This window comes from Vibrio penaeicida (assembly GCF_019977755.1).
Classification (GTDB): Bacteria; Pseudomonadota; Gammaproteobacteria; order Enterobacterales; family Vibrionaceae; genus Vibrio; species Vibrio penaeicida.
On the sequence record NZ_AP025144.1, the window covers coordinates 3,308,930 to 3,331,332 of the forward strand.

Sequence of the window (22,403 nt, forward strand, 5' to 3'; positions counted from 1 at the left end):
CAAAAATATTACAGACTTCCGATAAATCCTTGAAATTTGCGTACTCCTGCCTAATGCAATTGTATGCTGAAATAAAAACGTCACAAAAACAATCTAATTTCATTGAGTGAATTCTCAACAAACCTCTCAGTCTGGAATCATTTATGAGCGCGGAAAAGTTGTATGTAGAAAAGGAACTTAGTTGGCTTTCATTCAATGAGCGAGTGCTGCAGGAAGCAGCAGACAAATCCGTCCCCCTCATAGAGCGAGTGCGCTTCCTCGGGATATTCTCCAATAACTTGGACGAGTTCTACAAAGTAAGATTTGCCGATGTAAAACGCCGTATTCTCATTAATCAAGAGCGGGGAGGAAATGATAATTCCAAACGCTTACTCAGTAAGATGCAATCTAAGGCATTAAAGCTCAACCAAGATTTTGACGAGCTCTACAACGAACTGATTCTAGAAATGGCGAGACACCGAATATTTCTCGTCAATGAAACTCAGTTAAATGAGCATCAGGAAAAGTGGGTTAGAAAATACTTCCAGAAAGAAGTTCTCCCACATATAACGCCACTTCTCATGACGGATGAGATCGACGTACTTCAATTCCTTAAAGACGAATATTCATACTTAAGTGTAGAAATGCTTAGCAATGATGCCCCTTTGTACTCCTTGGTGGAGATTCCTACCGAGAATCTGCCCCGCTTTATCATGGTGCCAGAACAAAAAGGAAAGAGACGCAAAACCATTATTTTGCTCGATAACATTATCCGATTTTGTTTAGACGACATTTTCCGAGGCTTCTTTGAGTACGAAGAACTAAAATGCTACGCAATGAAAATGACACGCGATGCCGAATACGATTTAAGCCATGAGCTCGAGCATAGCTTGTTGGAACAAATGTCTGAAGGCTTGAGTCAACGCTTAACCGCCATGCCTGTTCGTTTTATTTATCAACGAGATATGCCAGAGCAAATGCTCACGTTTTTATGCCAAAAACTGCAAATGTCCAACTTCGACAGCCTCATTCCCGGCGGTCGATATCATAACTTCAAAGATTTTATTGACTTCCCAAACGTGGGGCGAGATTACTTAGAGAACAAAACGTTGCAGCCAATTCGCTCGACAGATTTCGACCGATATACAAATGCATTTGAAGCGCTGCGCGCGCAAGATATTTTGCTCTACTACCCTTACCATACTTTCGATCATATCAATGAGTTTGTAAGGCAAGCTTCGTTCGATCCAAAAGTACTGGCAATCAAAATCAATATCTATCGAGTGGCAAAAAATTCTCGGTTGCTCAACTCTCTGATTGACGCGGTACACAATGGTAAGCAAGTCACGGTAGTTATTGAACTGCAAGCCAGATTTGATGAAGAAGCGAATATCGAATGGTCTCGTGTATTAACGGAAGCAGGAGTGCAGGTTATTTTTGGTGCTCCGGGGCTAAAAATTCACTCCAAGTTGTTACTGATCAGCCGTAGAGAAGGGGAAGATATTACACGATATGCTCACATAGGGACCGGAAATTTCCACGAAAAAACAGCTCGAATTTACACTGACTTTTCTTTGCTCACATCCAAAAAAGAAATTACCAATGAAGTACGCAATGTATTTGGTTACATAGAAAACCCATACCGTCCGGTGAAGTTTAATGAACTGATCGTCTCGCCACGTAATTCAAGACAAACGCTGTATCAACTTATCGATAATGAAATTGCACATGCTAAAACAGGAAATCCTGCCAGCATAACCCTAAAAGTCAACAACTTGGAGGATAAAGGGCTCGTCAACAGGCTGTACAGTGCAAATAATGCAGGTGTGAAAATTCGGATGGTGATCCGGGGTATGTGCGCATTAGTCCCCGGTATTGAAGGTGTCAGCGAAAATATTCAAATAATAAGTATTGTCGACCGATTCTTAGAGCACCCCCGCGTGTTAATTACTGAAAATAGTGGCGATCCTCTCGTGTACATTTCTTCTGCTGATTGGATGACGAGAAATATTGATCACCGAATTGAAGTTGCCGTCCCGATACGTGACCCAAAACTCAAGCGTAGGATCATTGATATCATCAATATACATTTTACCGATACCGTAAAGGCTCGTCGTATTGATAAAGAAATGAGTAATACATATGTACCACGCGGAAATAAAAGAAAAGTTCGTTCACAAATTGCTATTTATGACTATTTGAAGCACATTGAAAAACAGGAAAAGAAAAAAATGGCATCATCAATAAGTCATGACAAACATTGAATCGAGAGAGATTGCGGCTATCGACTTGGGCTCAAATAGCTTCCATATGGTCGTTGCAAAAGTCGTCGAACAAGATCTTCAAATCGTAAGTCGCCATAAACAGCGAGTCCGGTTAGCATCTGGCTTGGATGATTTAAACAATATCGACAATGCCGCAATACAGCGTGGATTAGATTGCTTAACGATATTTGCAGAACGCTTGCAGGGCTTTGCTCCTGAAAACGTACGTATTGCTGCAACCCATACGCTCAGGCAAGCCAATAATGCTCATATCTTTATTCAACGAGCCGCCAGTATTTTACCTTTTCCCATAGAAATCATATCCGGTCTTGAAGAAGGTCGATTAATCTACACCGGTGTCGCTCACACTCAACCAGAATCCGAAACTAAGTTGGTGATCGATATTGGTGGAGGCAGTACGGAAATGATCATTGGTACTGGTTTTGAACCCACTATGATCAATAGTAAGCGCATGGGTTGCGTCAGTTTTACCGAGAAGTATTTTACGAACGGTAAACTCAACCGTAAAAACTTCACTAATGCTGAAATTGCTGTTGAGCAACGTTTAGAGTCCCTTGCTAATAAGTACATAAAGCATGGCTGGGATGTTGCCATAGGTTCATCAGGAACCACAAAAGCGGTACGCGAAGTCCTCATCAATATGGGGTACGAAGACGGCATCATCACCCTTAAAAGGCTTCAACATTTGATTGATGAACTGCTGCAGTTTGACTCTATTGATGATATTTCTTTACCGGGGCTCGCAGAAGAAAGGCAACCCGTATTTGCTGCGGGTGTGGTGATCCTAGAAGGCATATTCAAAGCCCTCTCGATTGAGAAACTGCATTTTTCTCCGGGTGCGTTACGTGAAGGTTTGCTCTACGAAATGGAAGAGCGATTTGAACGAAGTGACATTCGCATGCGGACAACGGAAAACCTCGCGAGAAAGCATTTAGTCGATTTAGAACATGCCGATAAGGTTCGTAAACAAGCCAATGGTTTTCTTAAACAATTAGCCCCCCAAATAGGCATCAAAAAATCCAGTGAATTGTTTGATTTGCTTGGATGGAGTGCTTTATTGCATGAAGTTGGACTGAGTATCAGCTACCAGGGCTTTCATCGCCATTCCGAGTACATCCTAAGAAATACGAATATGCCAGGGTTTAATCAGGAGCAGCAACTTGTACTCGCTACACTGGCTCGCTTTCAACGCAAAGCTCTAAAGCTGCACGATCTCCCCGAGTTTGCCTTATTTAAAACAAAGCATATCCTTCCTTTAATCCGTATTATGCGCCTTGCGGTGTTGATTAACGGGCAACGGAATGACTCACCGACACCTAACATTCAAATCGAGCTAGAAGAACATACGTGGCGCTTGAAGTGTGCCGATGAAAACTGGCTAGAAGACAACAAGCTTCTGGAAGCCGATTTAGCCCTTGAAAGGGAAATCTGGAAGACTGCTGACTGGGTTTTGGAATACTAAAAACATCGTCCTGTTCAGGCTTATATACGCTAAAACCTAGCATACTAAAAGTCTAACTCGCTACAAGTTAAACGCGTTAAAGCCCGACTTTTTCAAGCTCTGCTTGCGCCATTTCATATGAAATTGGCACGTAGCCATCCTTAGATACAAGAGCCTGCCCCTGCTCAGAAAATATGTACCGAACAAATTCAGCTTCTAGATCACCTAAAGGATTTGTGGGATGTTTATTTACATAAACGTATAGGAAGCGTGAAAGCGGGTAATCACCAGAAAGAATATTATCTCGACTAGCCTCTATAAAATCATCACCTTGATTAGCAATAGGCAAAAGTCGCACACCCGATACCAAATAGCCAACCCCAGAATAACCAATAGAATTAATGGATGAAGCAACGGATTGGACGACAGAAGCGCTTCCTGGCTGCTCGTTTACATTTCGCTTGAAATCCCCACCACACAGTGCATTTTTCTTGAAGTAGCCGTACGTACCCGACACTGAGTTACGACCAAACAACTGCAAACGTCTTTTCGCCCACTCTTGCTTGATCCCCAATTGTTGCCAGTTTTGAATGGGTTCTTTTGCTCCACAACGCAATGTTGACGAGAAAATGCTGTCGATCTGGGTAAAGTTAAGCCCCTGTATTGCGTTATCACGGTGCACAAAAATTCCAATGGCGTCTATAGCCACTCTTAAAGCTGTCGGCTTGTAACCGTGTTGACGCTCAAATGCTTCAACCTCTCGAGCGCGCATTGGTCGGCTCATTGGTCCAAATTGAGCGGTTTCTTCTACTAAAGCAGGGGTTGCCGTCGATGAGCCTGATGCTTGGACTTGGACATTTATATTGGGATAAATATCGTTAAACTCTTCTACCCAAGAAGTCATCATGCTTGCTAACGTATCAGAGCCAACAGACGATAAGTTTCCTGATATCCCATTCACTTTTTGGTAGGGATCCAAAGCCTCTTCAGCATGGATAATCTGAGGTAAAAATAATGTAGTGAATAGAAGGACAAAACTTCTCATCGGAGTGACTCTACCGACAATTTCTTAGGAAGCACAAAAGAGAAACAGCTCCCTTTTCCAACTTCACTTTGAATATCGAGATATGAATCATGGTGACTAAGTGCATGCTTCACAATAGCCAATCCTAGTCCACTTCCTCCTGTCTCTCTCGAACGATCCTTATCGATTCGATAAAAACGTTCTGTCAGGCGATGAATGTGTTGAGGCTCAATACCATCCCCTGTATCTGAAACCTTTAACTCAGGTCCATCTGGGGTATCTCGCCATTGGACAGCAACTTCTGCGCCTGGAGGCGTGTACTTCACCGCATTGTAAACCAAGTTGGAAATGGCGCTGCGAAGCTGATCTTCGTCCCCCAAGACTCTCAGTTTTGGATCCACATTAAATTTCAGTACATGTTGGTTATCGCCACTCAATGTGGATGCCTCTTTTTCTAGTACCTCCAGCATTGCGGGGACATTGACCACTTCATCCAATTCATGCATTGGTGCTGCTTCAATTTTAGAGAGCGTGAGAAGTTGGTTTACCAAACTGTTCATGCGGTTAAGCTGCTCCGTCATCACCCCATGAGCTTTGCCCCACATGGGACCAACTAGCATTTCAGGGTCTTGAGTCATCTCTAAATAGCCTTGAAGTACTGTCATCGGGGTGCGTAATTCATGAGAGACATTTGCAAAGAAATTGCGTCGCATACCTTCCAACTGTTTCACCTGAGATACATCGCGCACAACCATTAAGTGTTCACCTTCGGTATAAGGCACGATACGAAGTTCAAGAATACGTTCCACGTTTAAAGGTGAACGCATTTCCAAAGGCTCAGAAAAGTCCTGCTTATTTAGGTACTTGATAAAATCGGGAGTGCGAATGAGATTGGAAATAGGCTGACCTGAATCGTCTGGCCATCGAAACCCCAATAGGTGCTGAGCAAGCTTGTTGCACCATACGATATTGCCTTCCCCTCGAAATACCACTACTGCATCAGGAAGGGATTCTGCACCATTGCGAAAACGACGAATAAGGTTCGTCAGCTCTTTACGCTTCTTTCTTTGTCTTTGCTGAATGCGGTAAATCCCATTAAATAGAGATTCCCACATTCCAGTTCCAGCAGGAGGGGTTAAGCGCTTGTCGTCCCAAAGCCATGTAGATAGGCGAACTTGGTTATGTAACTGCCACCCAAGCTGAATAGCCGTAGCGGCAAGAAGCAACCACGGCATGTGTCCAAATATCCAACCTACTACAACCCAGGGTAGGTAAAAAAAAGCCAGCGACCAAACTAGCTTTTTCCAAGTTAACCTTTCTACCATTCGCTCTCCGCTTTGTTCTTAAGCTCGTGTAGAGAAGCGGTAGCCTGCGCCACGCACAGTTTGAACCAGCTTATCATGACCAGCACCTTCAAGTGCTTTTCGAAGGCGTCGAATATGTACATCTACTGTACGATCTTCGACATAAACGTTGGTACCCCAAACATTGTTAAGCAATTGCTCACGGCTATATACACGCTCTTGGTGAGTCATGAAGAAATGCAGCATTTTAAATTCAGTCGGCCCCATATCCAGAGCTTCTTCATTGGCCGTCACTCGGTGAGATACAGGGTCGAGTTTTAACCCTTGAACGTCAATGATGTCTTCTAATGCGGTAGGTGTCACACGACGAATAACAGCTTTGAGTCGAGCTATCAGTTCTTTAGGTGAGAATGGTTTGGTGATGTAATCATCCGCTCCCACCTCAAGCCCACGAACTTTGTCCTCTTCCTCACCGCGTGCTGTCAGCATGACGACAGGAATATTTTTTGTCAGTTCTTCGCGCTTTAAATGCTTAATAAAATTAATGCCAGAGCCACCTGGTAGCATCCAATCCAACAAAATCAGGTCTGGGTATGGTTCACATAATTTGCTGATGGCAGTATCGTAATCTTCCGCTTCAACAGCTTGGTAACCTTTTTGTTCAAGCACAAAACACAGCATCTCTCTGATCGGCGCTTCATCTTCAACCACCAGAATCCTTCTAGACATAATTGAATTACCTTTAAATTTAATCAACGTCATGCATTATCATGATTAATTATGACACTTTTGTGACCCTTGAAAACAAATTTTCATATAACTTTCATTATGATTTTTCCTCGGTCTAATAAGACAACTGAGAAAAAATCCCCTATCATCAGTTCCCTAAATAGAAAGAGATGAGATCAGATATGTGGTTTAAAAACTGCCTAGTATATCGCTTCAATCGTGGTATCGAATTTAACGCCGACAAACTGGAAGAACAGCTGCAAGAATTCCGTTTCACGCCTTGTGGTAGCCAAGATAAACAAAAGTTTGGCTGGACGACTGCAATGGGTAGACATGGAGACATGATGACTCATGTTTCTGATAACCAAATTCTTATCTGCGCCAAGAAAGAAGAAAAAATGCTTCCTGCGTCCGTGATTAAAGAATCTCTAAACGCAAAAGTAGAGGCGATGGAATCAGAAGAAGGTCGCCCACTGAAGAAAAAAGAAAAAGACACGCTAAAAGAAGACATCATTATTGATTTACTACCGCGTGCTTTCAGTAAAAGCAATGTTACCTATGTCCTTATCTTGCCGAAAGAAGGCTTCATTCTGGTTGATGCCAGCAGCTACAAAAAAGCAGAAGACGTATTGGCGCTTTTGCGTAAAACCATGGGTAGCCTACCTGTTGTTCCAGCCATTCCAGAACAAGCGGTTGAATCGACAATGACTGATTGGGTGAAATCATCCAATGCGGCATCAGGCTTTACTATTTTGGATGAGGCTGAATTGAAATCTGTTTTAGAAGATGGCGGTGTTATCCGCTGCAAAAAACAGGAGCTTTCTGCTGATGAGATCTTATCCCACATTGAAGCAGACAAACTTGTTACCAAACTCGCGCTAAACTGGGAAGACCGAATTGAATTTGTTCTCGCAGAAGACAGTAGCATTAAGCGCTTAAAGTTCAGTGATGAGCTAAAAGATCAAAATGAAGACATTCCTCGAGATGATCAAGCCGCAAGATTTGATGCCGATTTCTCCCTGATGTGCGGCGAATTCAGCGCCTTTCTCCCTTCGCTATTCGAAGCGCTGGGTGGATTGCCGCATAGCGAGTGATTTTCTAATAAGAAGGTACTAGCAAGTACCTTCTTAAATTTAGACGCCCGATATTATGATTGATATCATAAATATTTAATATTTTAGGGATTTAGAGACACTAAGAGTTTACAGTCAATCATCTATTTTATATTCAATATCGCATCATGAAACTTAACTGTTCACTATTCCCTTTCATTACATCCATCCTTCTACTGGGCTGTAATGCTGGTTCTGATACACCTGTAAGTACGCTCCAAGAACCAGCTAAAACTTCATATCGAATATCAAAAGAAATTCTTTACTTTGACGATGATGAGATTTACGACGTTAGCTACACCTCAACATACAATGATGATGGCTACATAATCAAAGAGTATGGATTCAAAAATCCTCAAAGCAAGTCAAACCAAATAAGCTCTCTGAATGGCCATGCCTCTATGACTATGAGATATGAGTATGACTCTACTAATCGCATTATCGAGGTAGAGAAGCTATATGAAGATAAATCTGAATATATCGAGAAGTATCAATATGAAAATGGACAGTTAGTACGAGTAGATCTCTATTATACTAACAGTGACTCAGATAAATATTTTTTATTCCAATACGAAGATAACCAGCTAAAAGAGGTAAGAAGTTTCAAATCCAACACAAACCAAGTTGATTCTGAAGAGTTCAGACAATATCGGAATGATGGGCGCCTAGCGTTGCTTACAAATGATTTCGGTGAACAGACAGTAGAATGGGACAATAACTCTAGGGTGTCCTCCATCAACTATACCCCGCGTTTAAATAGCCAAGGTTCAAACAGAAAACGTAGCTTTTCTTACACCAATGGAACATTGAGTAAAATAGAAAACAGCTCGGATGGTAAGATAATAAGTAACAAGCAATATATCCTTTCCAGTCTGACTAATAAGTACTCTACCATTAAATTTTTCGTTGGTGATAAAGAAAATACTCGTGTTGAGCTAGAGTTAGAGGATGGGAAATGTTTTCAATCTTTGCCACCAATTGGTTCTTTTAGCCTTTATGTAACTAAACAAGGTAACTTAAAAAGTACTAACCATTCTCCGTGTCATTTCTAATTGTTGTTAAGAATAAGTGGTAGAGATAGAAAGCGCTCTAAACCGATGCTGTTCATAATAACCCTTACAAATTTACTGGTAAGAAGCTTCCAGAAAGCGTAAAATTTGCGCCCTCCGATGCCACTGGGTGGCATCGGTCTGACTTGAAATCAGAAATAGAGAAGAAGCAATGTTCAAACCAGAATTACTGTCGCCGGCGGGAAGCCTTAAAAATATGCGCTACGCATTTGCCTATGGCGCCGATGCGGTCTACGCAGGTCAACCTCGCTATAGCCTTCGCGTTCGCAATAACGAATTCAATCATGAAAACCTAAAAATAGGCATCGATGAAGCTCATGCTCAAGGTAAAAAGCTTTACGTGGTTTGTAATATTCAACCGCATAACTCAAAGCTAAAAACCTTTATCCGCGATCTCAAACCTGTTGTAGAAATGGGTCCAGATGCGCTGATTATGTCTGATCCAGGTCTTATCATGATGGTTCGTGAAGCGTTCCCAGATATGCCAATCCACCTATCTGTTCAGGCTAATGCTGTTAACTGGGCGACAGTGAAGTTTTGGGCTGCCAACGGCATTGAACGCGTGATCGTATCCCGTGAGTTGTCGTTAGAAGAGATTGAAGAGATTCGTGAACATTGCCCGGAAACAGAATTAGAAGTATTCGTACATGGTGCCTTATGTATGGCATATTCTGGTCGCTGCCTTCTCTCTGGGTACATGAATAAACGCGACCCAAACCAAGGTACGTGCACAAACGCATGCCGCTGGGAATACAATGTAGAAAAAGGCAAAGAAGACGAATCAGGTCAGATTGTAGAGAAATTCGACCCTGCTGAAGCTCAATCCATCGAAGTCAAAGACGAGCGACCAGACAACACGCTTGGACTTGGTAAACCGACCGATGAAGTTGTTTTACTATCTGAGAGCCACCGTCCAGAAGAAAAAATGGCTGCGTTTGAAGATGAGCACGGTACTTACATCATGAACTCGAAAGATCTTCGGGCCATTCAGCACGTTGAACGCCTCACGAAAATGGGGGTTCACTCTCTTAAAATTGAAGGGCGTACCAAATCATTTTACTACTGCGCTCGTACAGCGCAGGTGTATCGTAAAGCCATCGATGATGCCGTTGCAGGCAAGCCATTCGATGAGTCTTTGATGGGGACATTAGAGAGCCTCGCGCACAGAGGTTACACCGAAGGGTTCCTTCGCCGTCATACTCATGACGCTTACCAAAACTACGATTATGGCTATTCTATATCCGATTCGCAGCAGTTTGTCGGTGAATTTACGGGTAAGAGACGTGGAGATCTTGCTGAAGTTGAGGTGAAAAATAAGTTTCTTTTAGGTGATAGCCTTGAACTTATGACGCCAAATGGCAATGTGATATTTACGCTTGAAGCGATGGAGAATAGAAAATCTCAGCCAGTAGACGATGCAAAAGGCAACGGTCACTTTGTATTTATCCCAGTGCCTGAAGATATGGATCTTAGTTATGGTCTACTTATGCGTAACCTCAACCCAGGGCAGGATACACGTAACGCTACGGGTAAGTAAGAAATGGCACTGCTGATTAAAGACAGCTGCATCAATTGCGACATGTGCGATCCCGAGTGCCCAAATGGGGCAATTACAATGGGAGACAGCATTTACGAAATTGACCCAAATTTATGTACTGAGTGCAAAGGTCATTATGAGAAGCCGACTTGTCAGTCGGTATGTCCAATAACAAAATGTATCATCACGGATCCCAATAATATTGAGACTGATGAACAGCTGTTAGAAAAGTTTGTCATTATTCAAGGTCTAGCATAAAAAGTCCTGGGAATTCCCAGGACTTTTTCAATTCGTTCGAGCATTAATAATGCTTACCATTGTCATAGTATTGAGTCGCAGTCAGTGCTGTAAATATTACAGCAACGTCCACGTCCTTCCCTACAACCTTACGGACTTCATCTGTTAATACCATAGCCACTTTATCTTGAATGTCCTGGCCTCGGTCAAACCACAATACCTCCACAAATGGGTAGGCTGGGTCGACATTTCCACTGTGGAAAAATGTGGTATAGATGTACTCAAATGTGAAGTCTTCTTTTGGGCAATCCATTAAAGGCTGAAGATCTTCTATCAGTGTTTCTGATAAAGATTGGACTGTTTGAGGCTCTACAGCTCTATAACGTAGATGTGGCATGACATGCTTCCTTTTGTAATTTGAGCGAAAGCATATCACGCTTGGTAAAGTTTGTTAGGAAGAAACCTTATTGCTTAGGTAGCTTACCCACCCCTTAGCAGCGCTGGATGGAACCTTTTCATCCAGCCTTTTAGCTTCAGCTAACGCATCTTGATATCGATTCAGTTTGTACAACAGCCGTATCTTTGCCATCGAGAAATCATTTCGATTTGCGTAGGGTTTAGCTTTATCAATTATTCCCAACGCTTGTTTGTAGCGAGACTGTTGGATCAAAAGTTGTGCAAGGCGCCAATGGTATTTGGGATTCATACTGGCTACTCGTTGCCATCCATTGATAGCTTTATTCCATTCTTTCGCTATTTGCCAATAATTTGCCTGTAGCTTCAAATGTTTTTCGCTTTGGGATTTAGGGTACTCGTTAAACATCTCTTTAAGTATGCGTGCAGCTTTCTCTGGCATTCTATGTTGCCCATAAAGCTGTGCCAAAACAACGTACTCGCTCTGCGTTAGTCGTATTCCTTGAAGTTTACTTAACGCATAACTTTCCAAAGCACTGCGTTGTTTTCCTTGCTGAAGCTGAGTAGAAATAAGTTGCTGCCACCACGACTTTTGATTGGGTTCGAATCGAATTATCCTACCAACGGTTTTTTCAGCATCTTTCCATTTTTCTAGCTGAAGTTCAGATACAACTCGAATTTTAAGTGCTTGTAGCGTTTCCTTAGTATCACGAGGTTGATAGCGTTTTATACGGCTTAATGACGACTTCCAATTTTGCTGCTGATAATAAGCCATGGACATACGAAGCTGAATATCATTTTTATCTTTAGCTAATTGATTTTTCTCGCTACTGTCAGAAGTAGGATAATCATTTTTTAAAAGTGTTAAGTAGTTTCTATTAGCATCATTAAATTTCTGCTCGGAGAACTGTATGTCGGCGAGCATTTGCCTTGTTTTCCATTGTTCTTTAGGTTGCAGTGCTTTTACATCAACGGACTTATTCAGCGCTACGATGGCCTTGCTTGCCTTTTCAGACTGCCAGTAATAAACACCTAAAATTCTATTGGCGAATGCTTTGTCATAATCAGACTTCAAATCCATGTTTTCCATCAGAGAGATGGCTTCATCTAGCTTATCTTCCTGCTGTAACTGACTGGCTTTATGAAGTTTTTTACCCGCGTAGCTAGATAACTTGTCCGCGTGAACATTCATGTTCGTAACAATTAGCAAAACACCTAACAGTATTGAAAAAATTCGCTTCATGGTTATTTGCTCATTTTAAATTCTATCTTCACTCTTTGGTTCAACTGCTTAACCGCTTTGCCACCCTCAAGTTTTGGCTGATACTTCCATCGCTTAAGTGCATTCATAGCTTCACGAACAAAAATTTTGTTTGGATGAACTTCTAATAAATTAATATCTTCTGGACGCCCCTGTTCATCAATTGTGAAGCTCAATATGACATACCCTTCCATGCGACGTTTTTGAGCTCTAGGCGGGTATCTAGGTTCGACACGATAGAGAGGTAAAGCTTGTTGGTCTTGACCAATCCCATCGAGAGAAGGCATAGAAATCGCTACGCCTAAGTTAGCCAAAGCCAATTTAGGTGCCGACAACATTTGAGGCATCTGCGTTTGAGTTACATTAGGGGTTGAAGTTGGCAATGGTTTCGGTTGATCCGGCAACTTTGGTGGATCAGGTAATTGCCTCTGTCGGCGCTGAACATTTGCTTCAGGTTCTTGCATTACCAAATCAAACATTACCGCTGGTTTCGATTCTTCGAGCTTCCCTTTTTGGCTACTTACCATCCAAGCCATAAAATAGAATAACGAAGAAGCAATAACAAACGCTAACGGTAAGGCAAGTAACAATCTTTTCATGAAACATACTTACCTTTTGTCTTCGGTAGCCAGCGCGATCTTATCGACACCAGCCCCCTTCGCAGCATCCATCACCTCAACAACTGTGCCATTGTATGAATGCTTATCTGCCTGAATAACTAAGCTGGCATCTGGCTTATCAAGTAGAACTGTTTCCAAAACAGCCTGAACTCGTTCAACGTCCACTCTTCGCTTATCGATGTAGACGTCATTAGAAGCCGTAATAGCGATAAATATCCCAGCGTCTTTCTGGCTACTTGCGTGAGCCGCTTGCGGGCGATTAACTTCAACACCAGACTCTTTCACAAACGAACTAGTCACGATGAAAAATATAAGCATGATAAATACGATATCCAGCATGGAAGTCAAATCGACCGTTGCATCTTCCTTTGCTTTTGTTGGACGAACTAACCTCATTCGCCACTCCTTAATTGTTGTTCGAGTTTCAGTGCTTTTTTATTTGCCATTTTTACAAGCCTTGAGTGGGCAAACATACCCGCTAATGCTGCGACCATACCAGCCATAGTTGGAAGGGTAGCCATCGATATACCAGATGCCATCAATTTTGGTTCGCTACTACCAGCCAGTGCCATTAAATCAAAGACAGCTATCATTCCTGTTACTGTGCCAAGTAATCCCAACATAGGACATAAACTAACAAGAGCCTTGATAAAATCTAAATGCTGATTCAGCTGTAAATTGGCTTTCTGCATCACGCCATTTTTTTGCGCTAATGCATACCACGACTGATGGTCTTCACGCTTTTGCCATGCTTCGATCCAGCTTCTCTTTTGCTTCCCAAAACTAAAGCTAAAGAAAATAATACGTTCAACAATCAATAACCAACATAAAAAAACCACACCAGCCAACCACCAGAGTACTTGTCCACCTTTCGCCATAAACTCAGCCAATGTATTGACTTCTGTTTGCTGGTAAACCAGTGCTAAGTTTTCGATCATTTTAAGCAGCCTCAGCCATTTGCTCAGACTCTGCTCGTTGAGCGACTATACTCACGCCTTGCTTTTCAAGAGTATCTTTGATTGCTTCCGCTCTACTTGAAAGGAAATTATGAGCAAGTAGTAGAGGCATCGCAGCAACAAGTCCCATCACAGTGGTAACCAGTGCCATAGAGATCCCGCCAGCCATCACTTTCGGATCACTATTGCCAAACTGCGTTATCACTTGGAAAGTTTCAATCATGCCCGTTACGGTACCGAGTAAACCTAGCATTGGAGCTAGTGCGGCCATCAACTTAAGCATTGAAAGCCCTTTCTCTAGTCCATGCTGTTCATCAAGTATTCTTTCTAGTAATCGAAGCTCTATAGCATCGATTGACTGCTGCTTGTCATTATCAAATGCCTGGAGAATTCTCCCCATTGGGTTGTTTCCTGGCTGTTCTGGTTTTTTAAGCTGTTGAGAAATTCGAGCTTGAGTTATCAGTAAAACAGTTCCTCTGAACAAGGCAATCAATAAACCAGAAGCCAAAAGCGCAATGATTATCTTACCTACCACCCCACCTTGCTCAATTCGTTGTTTCAAATTTGGTTGGTTTGCATATTGTTCAAGCAACAGACCGCGAGTGGGATCTAAAAGAATATCGGCACCAGCAGTAACATCTGAACTCGTTGAAGCATCTTTAGGAAGCGCCTGATACGCCGTTGAAAACTTGTTTTTTGAATCCCATTTCAAGTAGCCCAGGCTTGAAATCAAAGCCATATCACCTAACCTAATAGCGGCTTGATCTGAATGCGTACCGTCTCCGTTAACAAAAGGAACCGTAACTTTGCTTAATTGTCCGCTCTCTTGAATTTTAAATGATGCTGATAACCAAAAATCTTCCAGCATTTTTAACGAAGGTAGCGCATCTGTACTGATCACTCTTTCCACAAGAATCAACTGTTCGTCAGCATCTGTAATAAGTGAATTTTGGTAGTCTTGTTTTACTTCTTTAGCAGACTGCCTTACAACACCAAATAATTCACCTAAGCTACCTGTTTCAATTTGCAGCTGTTTTTCTTTTTCTGACAGCAGTCGTTCATTGACACTAAACTGCTCACTAAGTTGGGTATTTTCTTTTTCTAGTTCGGCTAACGCTTTTTCTAATTGCGCTTTCTTGTTCGCCAATTCTATTTTTTGCTCTTTTGTTAGCTGAACACGCGTAGCATTGTGTGCGCGTTCAGCTTGGTAAACCTTATTTGCACTATTGTCGATTTGGGAAAGGCTTTGTTCAGCGAATGAAGAGAAAGTAACAATGGCTGCAATAAGGCCTAATGTATTCAGAACATATTTCATACTACAGCCCCTTCTCTATAGAACTAATTGAAAGAGGTAATGTAACTACTGAAGGAGCCTGCTGTTTTGCAGCCATAGCAAAAGCTTTGTTTACTTCCAACCCTTTGTCTTTAGATAGCTCATTCCAAGTTTTGCTTTCTTGGCGCCATACCCAAAATTGCTTATGATCTAGACTTCTCGCAACAAGACTTACTCGACCGAAATACAATTGCTCAACTTGACGAGTGGTGCCTTCGAATTGAATTTCGGCAGGATAGGCCCCTAACTTGGTCCCATAATCTATTTCTATTTGGTAGGCTTCAAGAATTCTTCTGTACTTCTCTGCTTCAGCTATATCAGCTCGCCCCATCAAGAGTCTAATATCTTCCAATCGCTTCTGACGTGTTACTTTTCGCAAAGGAACATCCTGACTAATAATGGAATCTAACCCATCAATCATTCGATACATGAGAGGAACAATACCTTGGCGAGTATCTTCAATATCATTTAGCTGTTGTTCCAAGCTAACTAATTCTGAAGTTTGACTAGAGACCAATTTAGTCAAATGATCTCTATAAAGAGTTAGGTTATCTATTTGAGTTTCTAATTGCTCTATCTCGGATTGAAGAGTAAATGACGCCTCGACGTTAGCATCTACGTTCGATTGAGCTTTTTGAATAACCTTATTGGTTTTCTTTTCAATTGCTCTGGCTTTATCCAAGTCATCAGCATACAAAGTATTAGGTATTCCCATAGCTGCGACTATCACAACTAGAGTTTTTGCCCCTTTAGAAACTATCTCTTTCATTAGTAATTCTCAGGCGAATCCGTATCGCCAAGCACATGTGGTATGAATGAACAACGTTTTGAAACTTAAGATACTACCTAATAAGGTCGCCTAGTTTCAAAATCGATGTATAGCAATTAAGGCGAATATTAAATCAAAGATGGGAATAATTTTCATTAACTTTCTTATCTTTTACATTTGATAAGATTCTAAATGTAAATTATCGAGATTCTTAACATTTTTAGTTCAAGCCGATTACGACTTAACAGCATAATCGTCTAATGGGCAAGAAACCTTTAGTGTATGGGTTTAACTCGGTTGGTAATTCAGATAAATAAAGCAGTAGACAAAAAAACTCTGCTATCGACTCATGTTTATGTATATAGCAAAGAGAACGAAGTAGGTATGCGAGAAGGCTGATTGGATCGAACAGTACCTTAGCTAGCAGTTTCCAAAATTGAGAAATCAATAGGTACAAAAAAGCCTCGTCTTTCGACGAGGCTTTCAAATATGGCAGGGGTGGAGAGATTCGAACTCCCAACACGCGGATTTGGAATCCGCTGCTCTGCCAATTGGAGCTACACCCCTGTAATTCGTATTTTATGAGTCGACACTCGAATAAGTGGCGGAGTGGACGGGACTCGAACCCGCGACCCCCGGCGTGACAGGCCGGTATTCTAACCAACTGAACTACCACTCCGCAGTGGTATCTCTTACTAAATAAAGTCTTATGGTTAGATTGCTTTATTTAGTTTTGCCTTCAGATTTTTCAAAATCTGAAAACAAGGAAACGGCGATGTCCTACTCTCACATGGGGAAACCCCACACTACCATCGGCGCTATTGCGTTTCACTTCTGAGTTCGGCATGGAGTCAGGTGGGTCCACAACGCTATGGTCGCCAAGCAAATTCTTAATCTGGAAAGCTGTTTTTAAGTTCTGGTTCTTACACATTCAATCTGTTCTTATCTGAGTCCACGACCTACATGGATGTAGGAAGTGCAGGAAATTGTCTGGAACAATTTCTGCGCAAAACCCCTTGGGTGTTGTATGGTTAAGCCTCACGGGCAATTAGTACAGGTTAGCTCAACGCCTCACAACGCTTACACACCCTGCCTATCAACGTTCTGGTCTCGAACAACCCTTTAGGATACTTAAAGTATCAGGGAAGACTCATCTCAGGGCTCGCTTCCCGCTTAGATGCTTTCAGCGGTTATCGATTCCGAACTTAGCTACCGGGCAATGCCATTGGCATGACAACCCGAACACCAGAGGTTCGTCCACTCCGGTCCTCTCGTACTAGGAGCAGCCCCCTTCAATCTTCCAACGCCCACGGCAGATAGGGACCGAACTGTCTCACGACGTTCTAAACCCAGCTCGCGTACCACTTTAAATGGCGAACAGCCATACCCTTGGGACCGACTTCAGCCCCAGGATGTGATGAGCCGACATCGAGGTGCCAAACACCGCCGTCGATATGAACTCTTGGGCGGTATCAGCCTGTTATCCCCGGAGTACCTTTTATCCGTTGAGCGATGTACCTTCCATTCAGAACCACCGGATCACTATGACCTGCTTTCGCACCTGCTCGAATTGTCATTCTCGCAGTCAAGCGGGCTTATGCCATTGCACTAACCACACGATGTCCAACCGTGTTTAGCCCACCTTCGTGCTCCTCCGTTACTCTTTGGGAGGAGACCGCCCCAGTCAAACTACCCACCAGGCACTGTCCTCACCCCAGATAATGGGGTAAGTTAGAACATCAAAGCTACAAGGGTGGTATTTCAAGGACGGCTCCACCATATCTAGCGACATGGTTTCAAAGCCTCCCACCTATCCTACACATGTAGGTTCAATGTTCAGTGCCAAGCTGTAGTAAAGGTTCACGGGGTCTTTCCGTCTAGCCGCGGGTACACTGCATCTTCACAGCGATTTCAATTTCACTGAGTCTCGGGTGGAGACAGCGTGGCATCATTACGCCATTCGTGCAGGTCGGAACTTACCCGACAAGGAATTTCGCTACCTTAGGACCGTTATAGTTACGGCCGCCGTTTACCGGGGCTTCGATCAAGAGCTTCGTCCGAAGACTAACCCCATCAATTAACCTTCCGGCACCGGGCAGGCGTCACACCGTATACGTCATCTTACGATTTTGCACAGTGCTGTGTTTTTAATAAACAGTTGCAGCCACCTGGTATCTGCGACTCCTAATAGCTCCATCCGCGAGGGACTTCACCGTCAAGAGCGTACCTTCTCCCGAAGTTACGGTACCATTTTGCCTAGTTCCTTCACCCGAGTTCTCTCAAGCGCCTTGGTATTCTCTACCCGACCACCTGTGTCGGTTTGGGGTACGATTCCTTACAATCTGAAGCTTAGAGGCTTTTCCTGGAAGCATGGCATCAATGACTTCACTGCCGTAGCAGCTCGACGTCGTGTCTCAGCCTTAATGACGGTCCGGATTTACCTAAACCATCAGCCTACGCACTTGAACCTGGACAACCATCGCGGCCACTTAGCCTTCTCCGTCCCCCCATCGCAATTGTAAGAAGTACGGGAATATTAACCCGTTTCCCATCGACTACGCTTTTCAGCCTCGCCTTAGGGGTCGACTTACCCTGCCCCGATTAACGTTGGACAGGAACCCTTGGTCTTCCGGCGAGGGAGTTTTTCACTCCCTTTATCGTTACTCATGTCAGCATTCGCACTTCTGATACCTCCAGCAGCCCTTACAGACCACCTTCAACGGCTTACAGAACGCTCCCCTACCCCGCAATCAAAAGATTGCAGCCGCAGCTTCGGTTTACTACTTAGCCCCGTTACATCTTCCGCGCACCGACTCGACCAGTGAGCTATTACGCTTTCTTTAAATGATGGCTGCTTCTAAGCCAACATCCTGGCTGTCTGAGCCTTCCCACATCGTTTCCCACTTAGTAGTAATTTGGGACCTTAGCTGGCGGTCTGGGTTGTTTCCCTCTCCACGACGGACGTTAGCACCCGCCGTGTGTCTCCCGGATAGTACTTACTGGTATTCGGAGTTTGCAAAGGGTTGGTAAGTCGGGATGACCCCCTAGCCTTAACAGTGCTCTACCCCCAGTAGTATTCGTCCGAGGCGCTACCTAAATAGCTTTCGGGGAGAACCAGCTATCTCCAGGTTTGATTGGTAGCCTTTCACCCCTAGCCACAAGTCATCCGCTAATTTTTCAACATTAGTCGGTTCGGTCCTCCAGTTGATGTTACTCAACCTTCAACCTGCCCATGGCTAGATCACCTGGTTTCGGGTCTATATCCAGAGACTGAACGCCCAGTTAAGACTCGGTTTCCCTACGGCTCCCCTAAACGGTTAACCTTGCCACTGAATATAAGTCGCTGACCCATTATACAAAAGGTACGCAGTCACACCACAAAGGTGCTCCTACTGCTTGTACGTACACGGTTTCAGGTTCTATTTCACTCCCCTCACAGGGGTTCTTTTCGCCTTTCCCTCACGGTACTGGTTCACTATCGGTCAGTCAGTAGTATTTAGCCTTGGAGGATGGTCCCCCCATATTCAGACAGGATATCACGTGTCCCGCCTTACTCGATTTCACTCAATGTGCGTTGTCGGTTACGGGGCTATCACCCTGTATCGCGTCCCTTTCCAGAGACTTCACCTGACGCACAAAAAGCTTAAGGGCTAACCCAATTTCGCTCGCCGCTACTTTCGGGATCTCGGTTGATTTCTCTTCCTCGGGGTACTTAGATGTTTCAGTTCCCCCAGTTTGCCTCCTGCTGCTATGTATTCACAACAGGATACTTACTTATGTAAGTGGGTTTCCCCATTCGGAAATCGTAGACTCAAGTGGCTTTTACTGCCTAATCTACGCTTATCGCAAGTTAATACGTCCTTCGTCGCCTCTGACTGCCAAGGCATCCACCGTGTACGCTTAGTCACTTAACCATACAACCCCAAAAGGTTTCTGTATGGCAAACAACCAAGGTTTATCGTTGTCTCTTTATTATGAGCGAGACAACACTTCGATTTTGCCGGACTCAAATATGTTTTCACTTTCGTGAAAACCCAAGAACACTTGAATGTGTGTTGGTACCTAAATGAACAAGTCATCTAGGATTTGAGAACTTTTAATTTGAATAACAACGCTTATCCGAAGATAAGGGGATTGTTGTTATTCGTCAGCTTTCCAAATTGTTAAAGAGCGTGATTCGTTAAGAACCATTTCTAAATATTCTGTATTAAGAAAATACTTAAAGATGGTGGAGCTAAGCAGGATCGAACTGCTGACCTCCTGCGTGCAAGGCAGGCGCTCTCCCAGCTGAGCTATAGCCCCATCAATAATGTTGCTGGAATCTTGCTTTTGGCAAGATTGGTGGGTCTGAGTGGACTTGAACCACCGACCTCCCGCTTATCAGGCGAGCGCTCTAACCAGCTGAGCTACAGACCCAACATTACTCTTAACTGTTATAAACCGTATCAATCTGTGTGGGTACTCATCACGATAATCATCGTATAAGGAGGTGATCCAGCCCCAGGTTCCCCTAGGGCTACCTTGTTACGACTTCACCCCAGTCATGAACCACAAAGTGGTAAGCGTCCCCCCGAAGGTTAAACTACCTACTTCTTTTGCAGCCCACTCCCATGGTGTGACGGGCGGTGTGTATAGGAACGTATTCACCGTGGCATTCTGATCCACGATTACTAGCGATTCCGACTTCATGGAGTCGAGTTGCAGACTCCAATCCGGACTACGACGCACTTTTTGGGATTCGCTCACCATCGCTGGTTGGCCGCCCTCTGTATGCGCCATTGTAGCACGTGTGTAGCCCCTACTCGTAAGAGTATGATGACTTGACGTCGTCCCCACCTTCCTCCGGTTTATCACCGGCAGTCTCCCTGGAGTTCCCACCATTACGTGCTGGCAAACAAGGATAAGGGTTGCGCTCGTTGCGGGACTTAACCCAACATTTCACAACACGAGCTGACGACAGCCATGCAGCACCTGTCTCATAGTTCCCGAAGGCACCAAAGCATCTCTGCTAAGTTCTATGGATGTCAAGAGTAGGTAAGGTTCTTCGCGTTGCATCGAATTAAACCACATGCTCCACCGCTTGTGCGATACCCGTCAATTCATTTGAGTTTTAATCTTGCGACCGTACTCCCCAGGCGGTCTACTTAACGCGTTAGCTCCGAAAGCCACGGCTCAAGTACCACAACCTCCAAGTAGACATCGTTTACGGCGTGGACTACCAGGGTATCTAATCCTGTTTGCTCCCCACGCTTTCGCATCTGAGTGTCAGTATCTGTCCAGGGTACGCCTTCGCCACTGGTATTCCTTCAGATCTCTACGCATTTCACCGCTACACCTGAAATTCTACCCCCTCTACAGTACTCTAGCCTGCCAGTTTCAAATGCGGTTCCGAGGTTGAGCCCAGGCTTTCACATCTGACTTAACAAACCACCTGCATGCGCTTTACGCCCAGTAATTCCGATTAACGCTCGCACCCTCCGTATTACCGCGGCTGCTGGCACGGAGTTAGCCGGTGCTTCTTCTGCAGCTAACGTCAAGATAGGAAGCTATTAACTTCACACCCTTCCTCACTGCTGAAAGTACTTTACAACCCGAAGGCCTTCTTCATACACGCGGCATGGCTGCATCAGGCTTGCGCCCATTGTGCAATATTCCCCACTGCTGCCTCCCGTAGGAGTCTGGACCGTGTCTCAGTTCCAGTGTGGCTGATCATCCTCTCAGACCAGCTAGGGATCGTCGCCTTGGTGAGCCTTTACCTCACCAACTAGCTAATCCCACCTGGGCATATCCTGACGCGAGAGGCCCGAAGGTCCCCCTCTTTGGCCCGAAGGCGTTATGCGGTATTAGCCATCGTTTCCAATGGTTATCCCCCACATCAGGGCAATTTCCCAGGCATTACTCACCCGTCCGCCGCTCGACGCCGAATAGCAAGCTATTCTCGTTTCCGCTCGACTTGCATGTGTTAGGCCTGCCGCCAGCGTTCAATCTGAGCCATGATCAAACTCTTCAATTTAAGATTTTGTTCGGCTCAATGAATACTGACTTCAAACTACGTATGTAATTTAAAGCTATTATCGTTCCAACAGAACGATAATGAATTGACTGTGCCAATGATTGCTTTCTAAAGAAAGCTATCATCGATTGGTCACTCAGTTCATTGAAACCTAAATTGATACCGAAGTATCTATTTGGATTATCATCAACGAGTGCCCACACAGATTGATAGGTCTATATTGTTAAAGAGCGTTGCTTTTTCGAATGTTCTTCTCAAAGCGGACGGACATTTTAGCTACTTAAGTTGTTGTGTCAAACACTTTTTTCAACTCAGTTAT

General features: G+C 43.8%; 16 protein-coding genes, 4 tRNA genes and 3 rRNA genes. 6 read left to right on the forward strand and 17 right to left on the reverse strand.

The features are described from left to right. The first annotated feature begins 143 nt into the window (after nt 1-143). Nucleotides 144-2,243 (forward strand): polyphosphate kinase 1, encoded by a 2,100-nt coding sequence (gene ppk1 / locus LDO37_RS14915; protein WP_126610097.1) that lies wholly within the window; start codon nt 144-146, stop codon nt 2,241-2,243. After that, nucleotides 2,230-3,726 carry an exopolyphosphatase gene (ppx, locus tag LDO37_RS14920; protein WP_126610098.1) on the forward strand — a complete coding sequence of 499 codons (1,497 nt, stop codon included), beginning with the start codon at nt 2,230-2,232 and terminating at the stop codon, nt 3,724-3,726. Before ppk1 ends, ppx begins: the two co-directional genes overlap by 14 nt. 76 nt (nt 3,727-3,802) lie before the next feature. Here ppx and LDO37_RS14925 read toward each other — a convergent pair whose 3' ends face one another. From LDO37_RS14925 to phoB, 3 genes are read right to left on the reverse strand one after another with little or no spacing between them, the layout of a single operon-like run. After that, nucleotides 3,803-4,750, reverse strand: coding sequence for a PstS family phosphate ABC transporter substrate-binding protein (locus LDO37_RS14925; RefSeq protein WP_126610099.1), 948 nt, complete (start codon nt 4,748-4,750; stop codon nt 3,803-3,805). Further along, the gene (gene phoR / locus LDO37_RS14930; protein WP_126610100.1) at nt 4,747-6,054 is read right to left on the reverse strand and encodes a phosphate regulon sensor histidine kinase PhoR; all 1,308 of its coding nucleotides are present in this window, start codon (nt 6,052-6,054) and stop codon (nt 4,747-4,749) included. The genes LDO37_RS14925 and phoR overlap by 4 nt, the downstream gene beginning before the upstream one ends. Nucleotides 6,055-6,072: 18 nt before the next feature. Continuing rightward, entirely contained in the window at nt 6,073-6,762 is a 690-nt protein-coding gene (gene phoB, locus LDO37_RS14935) for a phosphate regulon transcriptional regulator PhoB (RefSeq protein ID WP_101110881.1), read from the reverse strand. Nucleotides 6,763-6,944: 182 nt separating this feature from the next. Between phoB and rdgC the strand changes: the two genes are divergently transcribed. The 4 genes from rdgC (at nt 6,945) to LDO37_RS14955 (ending at nt 10,739) form a co-directional block, all read left to right on the forward strand. Further along, complete coding sequence (rdgC, locus tag LDO37_RS14940) at nt 6,945-7,856, forward strand: recombination-associated protein RdgC (RefSeq protein ID WP_224055252.1); 912 nt, start codon at nt 6,945-6,947, stop codon at nt 7,854-7,856. Nucleotides 7,857-8,002: 146 nt separating this feature from the next. Beyond that, the gene (locus tag LDO37_RS14945; RefSeq protein ID WP_126609860.1) at nt 8,003-8,926 is read left to right on the forward strand and encodes a hypothetical protein; all 924 of its coding nucleotides are present in this window, start codon (nt 8,003-8,005) and stop codon (nt 8,924-8,926) included. Between the two features lie 169 nt (nt 8,927-9,095). Beyond that, nucleotides 9,096-10,481, forward strand: a complete 1,386-nt coding sequence (gene trhP / locus LDO37_RS14950) for a prephenate-dependent tRNA uridine(34) hydroxylase TrhP (RefSeq protein WP_126609861.1) — start codon at nt 9,096-9,098, stop codon at nt 10,479-10,481. 3 nt (nt 10,482-10,484) lie between these two features. Then, nucleotides 10,485-10,739, forward strand: coding sequence for a YfhL family 4Fe-4S dicluster ferredoxin (locus LDO37_RS14955; protein WP_101110861.1), 255 nt, complete (start codon nt 10,485-10,487; stop codon nt 10,737-10,739). Between the two features lie 43 nt (nt 10,740-10,782). Here the strand turns inward: LDO37_RS14955 and LDO37_RS14960 are convergent, their stop codons facing one another. From LDO37_RS14960 to LDO37_RS15025, 14 genes are all read right to left on the reverse strand, one after another. Continuing rightward, nucleotides 10,783-11,115: a DUF1904 domain-containing protein gene (locus LDO37_RS14960; protein ID WP_126609862.1), complete on the reverse strand. Its 333-nt coding sequence runs from the start codon at nt 11,113-11,115 to the stop codon at nt 10,783-10,785. Nucleotides 11,116-11,169: 54 nt separating this feature from the next. After that, complete coding sequence (locus tag LDO37_RS14965; protein WP_224055253.1) at nt 11,170-12,375, reverse strand: tetratricopeptide repeat protein; 1,206 nt, start codon at nt 12,373-12,375, stop codon at nt 11,170-11,172. A 2-nt stretch (nt 12,376-12,377) separates the two neighbouring features. Next, nucleotides 12,378-12,992, reverse strand: coding sequence for an energy transducer TonB (locus LDO37_RS14970; RefSeq protein WP_126609864.1), 615 nt, complete (start codon nt 12,990-12,992; stop codon nt 12,378-12,380). Nucleotides 12,993-13,001: 9 nt separating this feature from the next. Further along, complete coding sequence (locus tag LDO37_RS14975) at nt 13,002-13,409, reverse strand: ExbD/TolR family protein (protein ID WP_101110865.1); 408 nt, start codon at nt 13,407-13,409, stop codon at nt 13,002-13,004. After that, nucleotides 13,406-13,951, reverse strand: a complete 546-nt coding sequence (locus LDO37_RS14980) for a MotA/TolQ/ExbB proton channel family protein (protein WP_101110866.1) — start codon at nt 13,949-13,951, stop codon at nt 13,406-13,408. Before LDO37_RS14980 ends, LDO37_RS14975 begins: the two co-directional genes overlap by 4 nt. 1 nt (nt 13,952) lies before the next feature. Continuing rightward, on the reverse strand, nt 13,953-15,284 hold the full coding sequence (locus LDO37_RS14985; RefSeq protein WP_126609865.1) for a MotA/TolQ/ExbB proton channel family protein: 1,332 nt from the start codon (nt 15,282-15,284) through the stop codon (nt 13,953-13,955). A 1-nt stretch (nt 15,285) separates the two neighbouring features. Then, nucleotides 15,286-16,071, reverse strand: coding sequence for a DUF3450 domain-containing protein (locus tag LDO37_RS14990; protein WP_126609866.1), 786 nt, complete (start codon nt 16,069-16,071; stop codon nt 15,286-15,288). 490 nt (nt 16,072-16,561) lie between these two features. Then, nucleotides 16,562-16,638, reverse strand: a tRNA-Trp gene (locus LDO37_RS14995). 35 nt (nt 16,639-16,673) lie between these two features. Continuing rightward, nucleotides 16,674-16,750, reverse strand: a tRNA-Asp gene (locus LDO37_RS15000). Nucleotides 16,751-16,838: 88 nt separating this feature from the next. Beyond that, nucleotides 16,839-16,954 (reverse strand): 5S ribosomal RNA (gene rrf, locus LDO37_RS15005). A 144-nt stretch (nt 16,955-17,098) separates the two neighbouring features. Beyond that, a 23S ribosomal RNA gene (locus LDO37_RS15010) occupies nt 17,099-19,985 on the reverse strand. A gap of 312 nt (nt 19,986-20,297) precedes the next feature. Further along, nucleotides 20,298-20,373: transfer RNA gene (locus LDO37_RS15015), tRNA-Ala, on the reverse strand. A gap of 37 nt (nt 20,374-20,410) precedes the next feature. Beyond that, nucleotides 20,411-20,487: transfer RNA gene (locus tag LDO37_RS15020), tRNA-Ile, on the reverse strand. Nucleotides 20,488-20,553: 66 nt separating this feature from the next. Next, nucleotides 20,554-22,084, reverse strand: a 16S ribosomal RNA gene (locus LDO37_RS15025). Together the 16S, 23S and 5S rRNA genes with 4 tRNA genes alongside form the textbook arrangement of a ribosomal RNA operon. Nucleotides 22,085-22,403: the final 319 nt, after the last annotated feature.

Coding starts and splice junctions, on each gene's coding strand:
- phoB (WP_101110881.1), bottom strand. CDS start 6,762: ATGTCTAGAAGGATTCTGGTGGTTGAAGATGAAGCGCCGATCAGAGAG.
- rdgC (WP_224055252.1), top strand. CDS start 6,945: ATGTGGTTTAAAAACTGCCTAGTATATCGCTTCAATCGTGGTATCGAA.
- trhP (WP_126609861.1), top strand. CDS start 9,096: ATGTTCAAACCAGAATTACTGTCGCCGGCGGGAAGCCTTAAAAATATG.
- LDO37_RS14955 (WP_101110861.1), top strand. CDS start 10,485: ATGGCACTGCTGATTAAAGACAGCTGCATCAATTGCGACATGTGCGAT.
- LDO37_RS14970 (WP_126609864.1), bottom strand. CDS start 12,992: ATGAAAAGATTGTTACTTGCCTTACCGTTAGCGTTTGTTATTGCTTCT.
- LDO37_RS14965 (WP_224055253.1), bottom strand. CDS start 12,375: ATGAAGCGAATTTTTTCAATACTGTTAGGTGTTTTGCTAATTGTTACG.
- LDO37_RS14975 (WP_101110865.1), bottom strand. CDS start 13,409: ATGAGGTTAGTTCGTCCAACAAAAGCAAAGGAAGATGCAACGGTCGAT.
- LDO37_RS14985 (WP_126609865.1), bottom strand. CDS start 15,284: ATGAAATATGTTCTGAATACATTAGGCCTTATTGCAGCCATTGTTACT.
- LDO37_RS14945 (WP_126609860.1), top strand. CDS start 8,003: ATGAAACTTAACTGTTCACTATTCCCTTTCATTACATCCATCCTTCTA.
- LDO37_RS14990 (WP_126609866.1), bottom strand. CDS start 16,071: ATGAAAGAGATAGTTTCTAAAGGGGCAAAAACTCTAGTTGTGATAGTC.
- ppx (WP_126610098.1), top strand. CDS start 2,230: ATGACAAACATTGAATCGAGAGAGATTGCGGCTATCGACTTGGGCTCA.
- LDO37_RS14980 (WP_101110866.1), bottom strand. CDS start 13,951: ATGATCGAAAACTTAGCACTGGTTTACCAGCAAACAGAAGTCAATACA.
- LDO37_RS14925 (WP_126610099.1), bottom strand. CDS start 4,750: ATGAGAAGTTTTGTCCTTCTATTCACTACATTATTTTTACCTCAGATT.
- LDO37_RS14960 (WP_126609862.1), bottom strand. CDS start 11,115: ATGCCACATCTACGTTATAGAGCTGTAGAGCCTCAAACAGTCCAATCT.
- ppk1 (WP_126610097.1), top strand. CDS start 144: ATGAGCGCGGAAAAGTTGTATGTAGAAAAGGAACTTAGTTGGCTTTCA.
- phoR (WP_126610100.1), bottom strand. CDS start 6,054: ATGGTAGAAAGGTTAACTTGGAAAAAGCTAGTTTGGTCGCTGGCTTTT.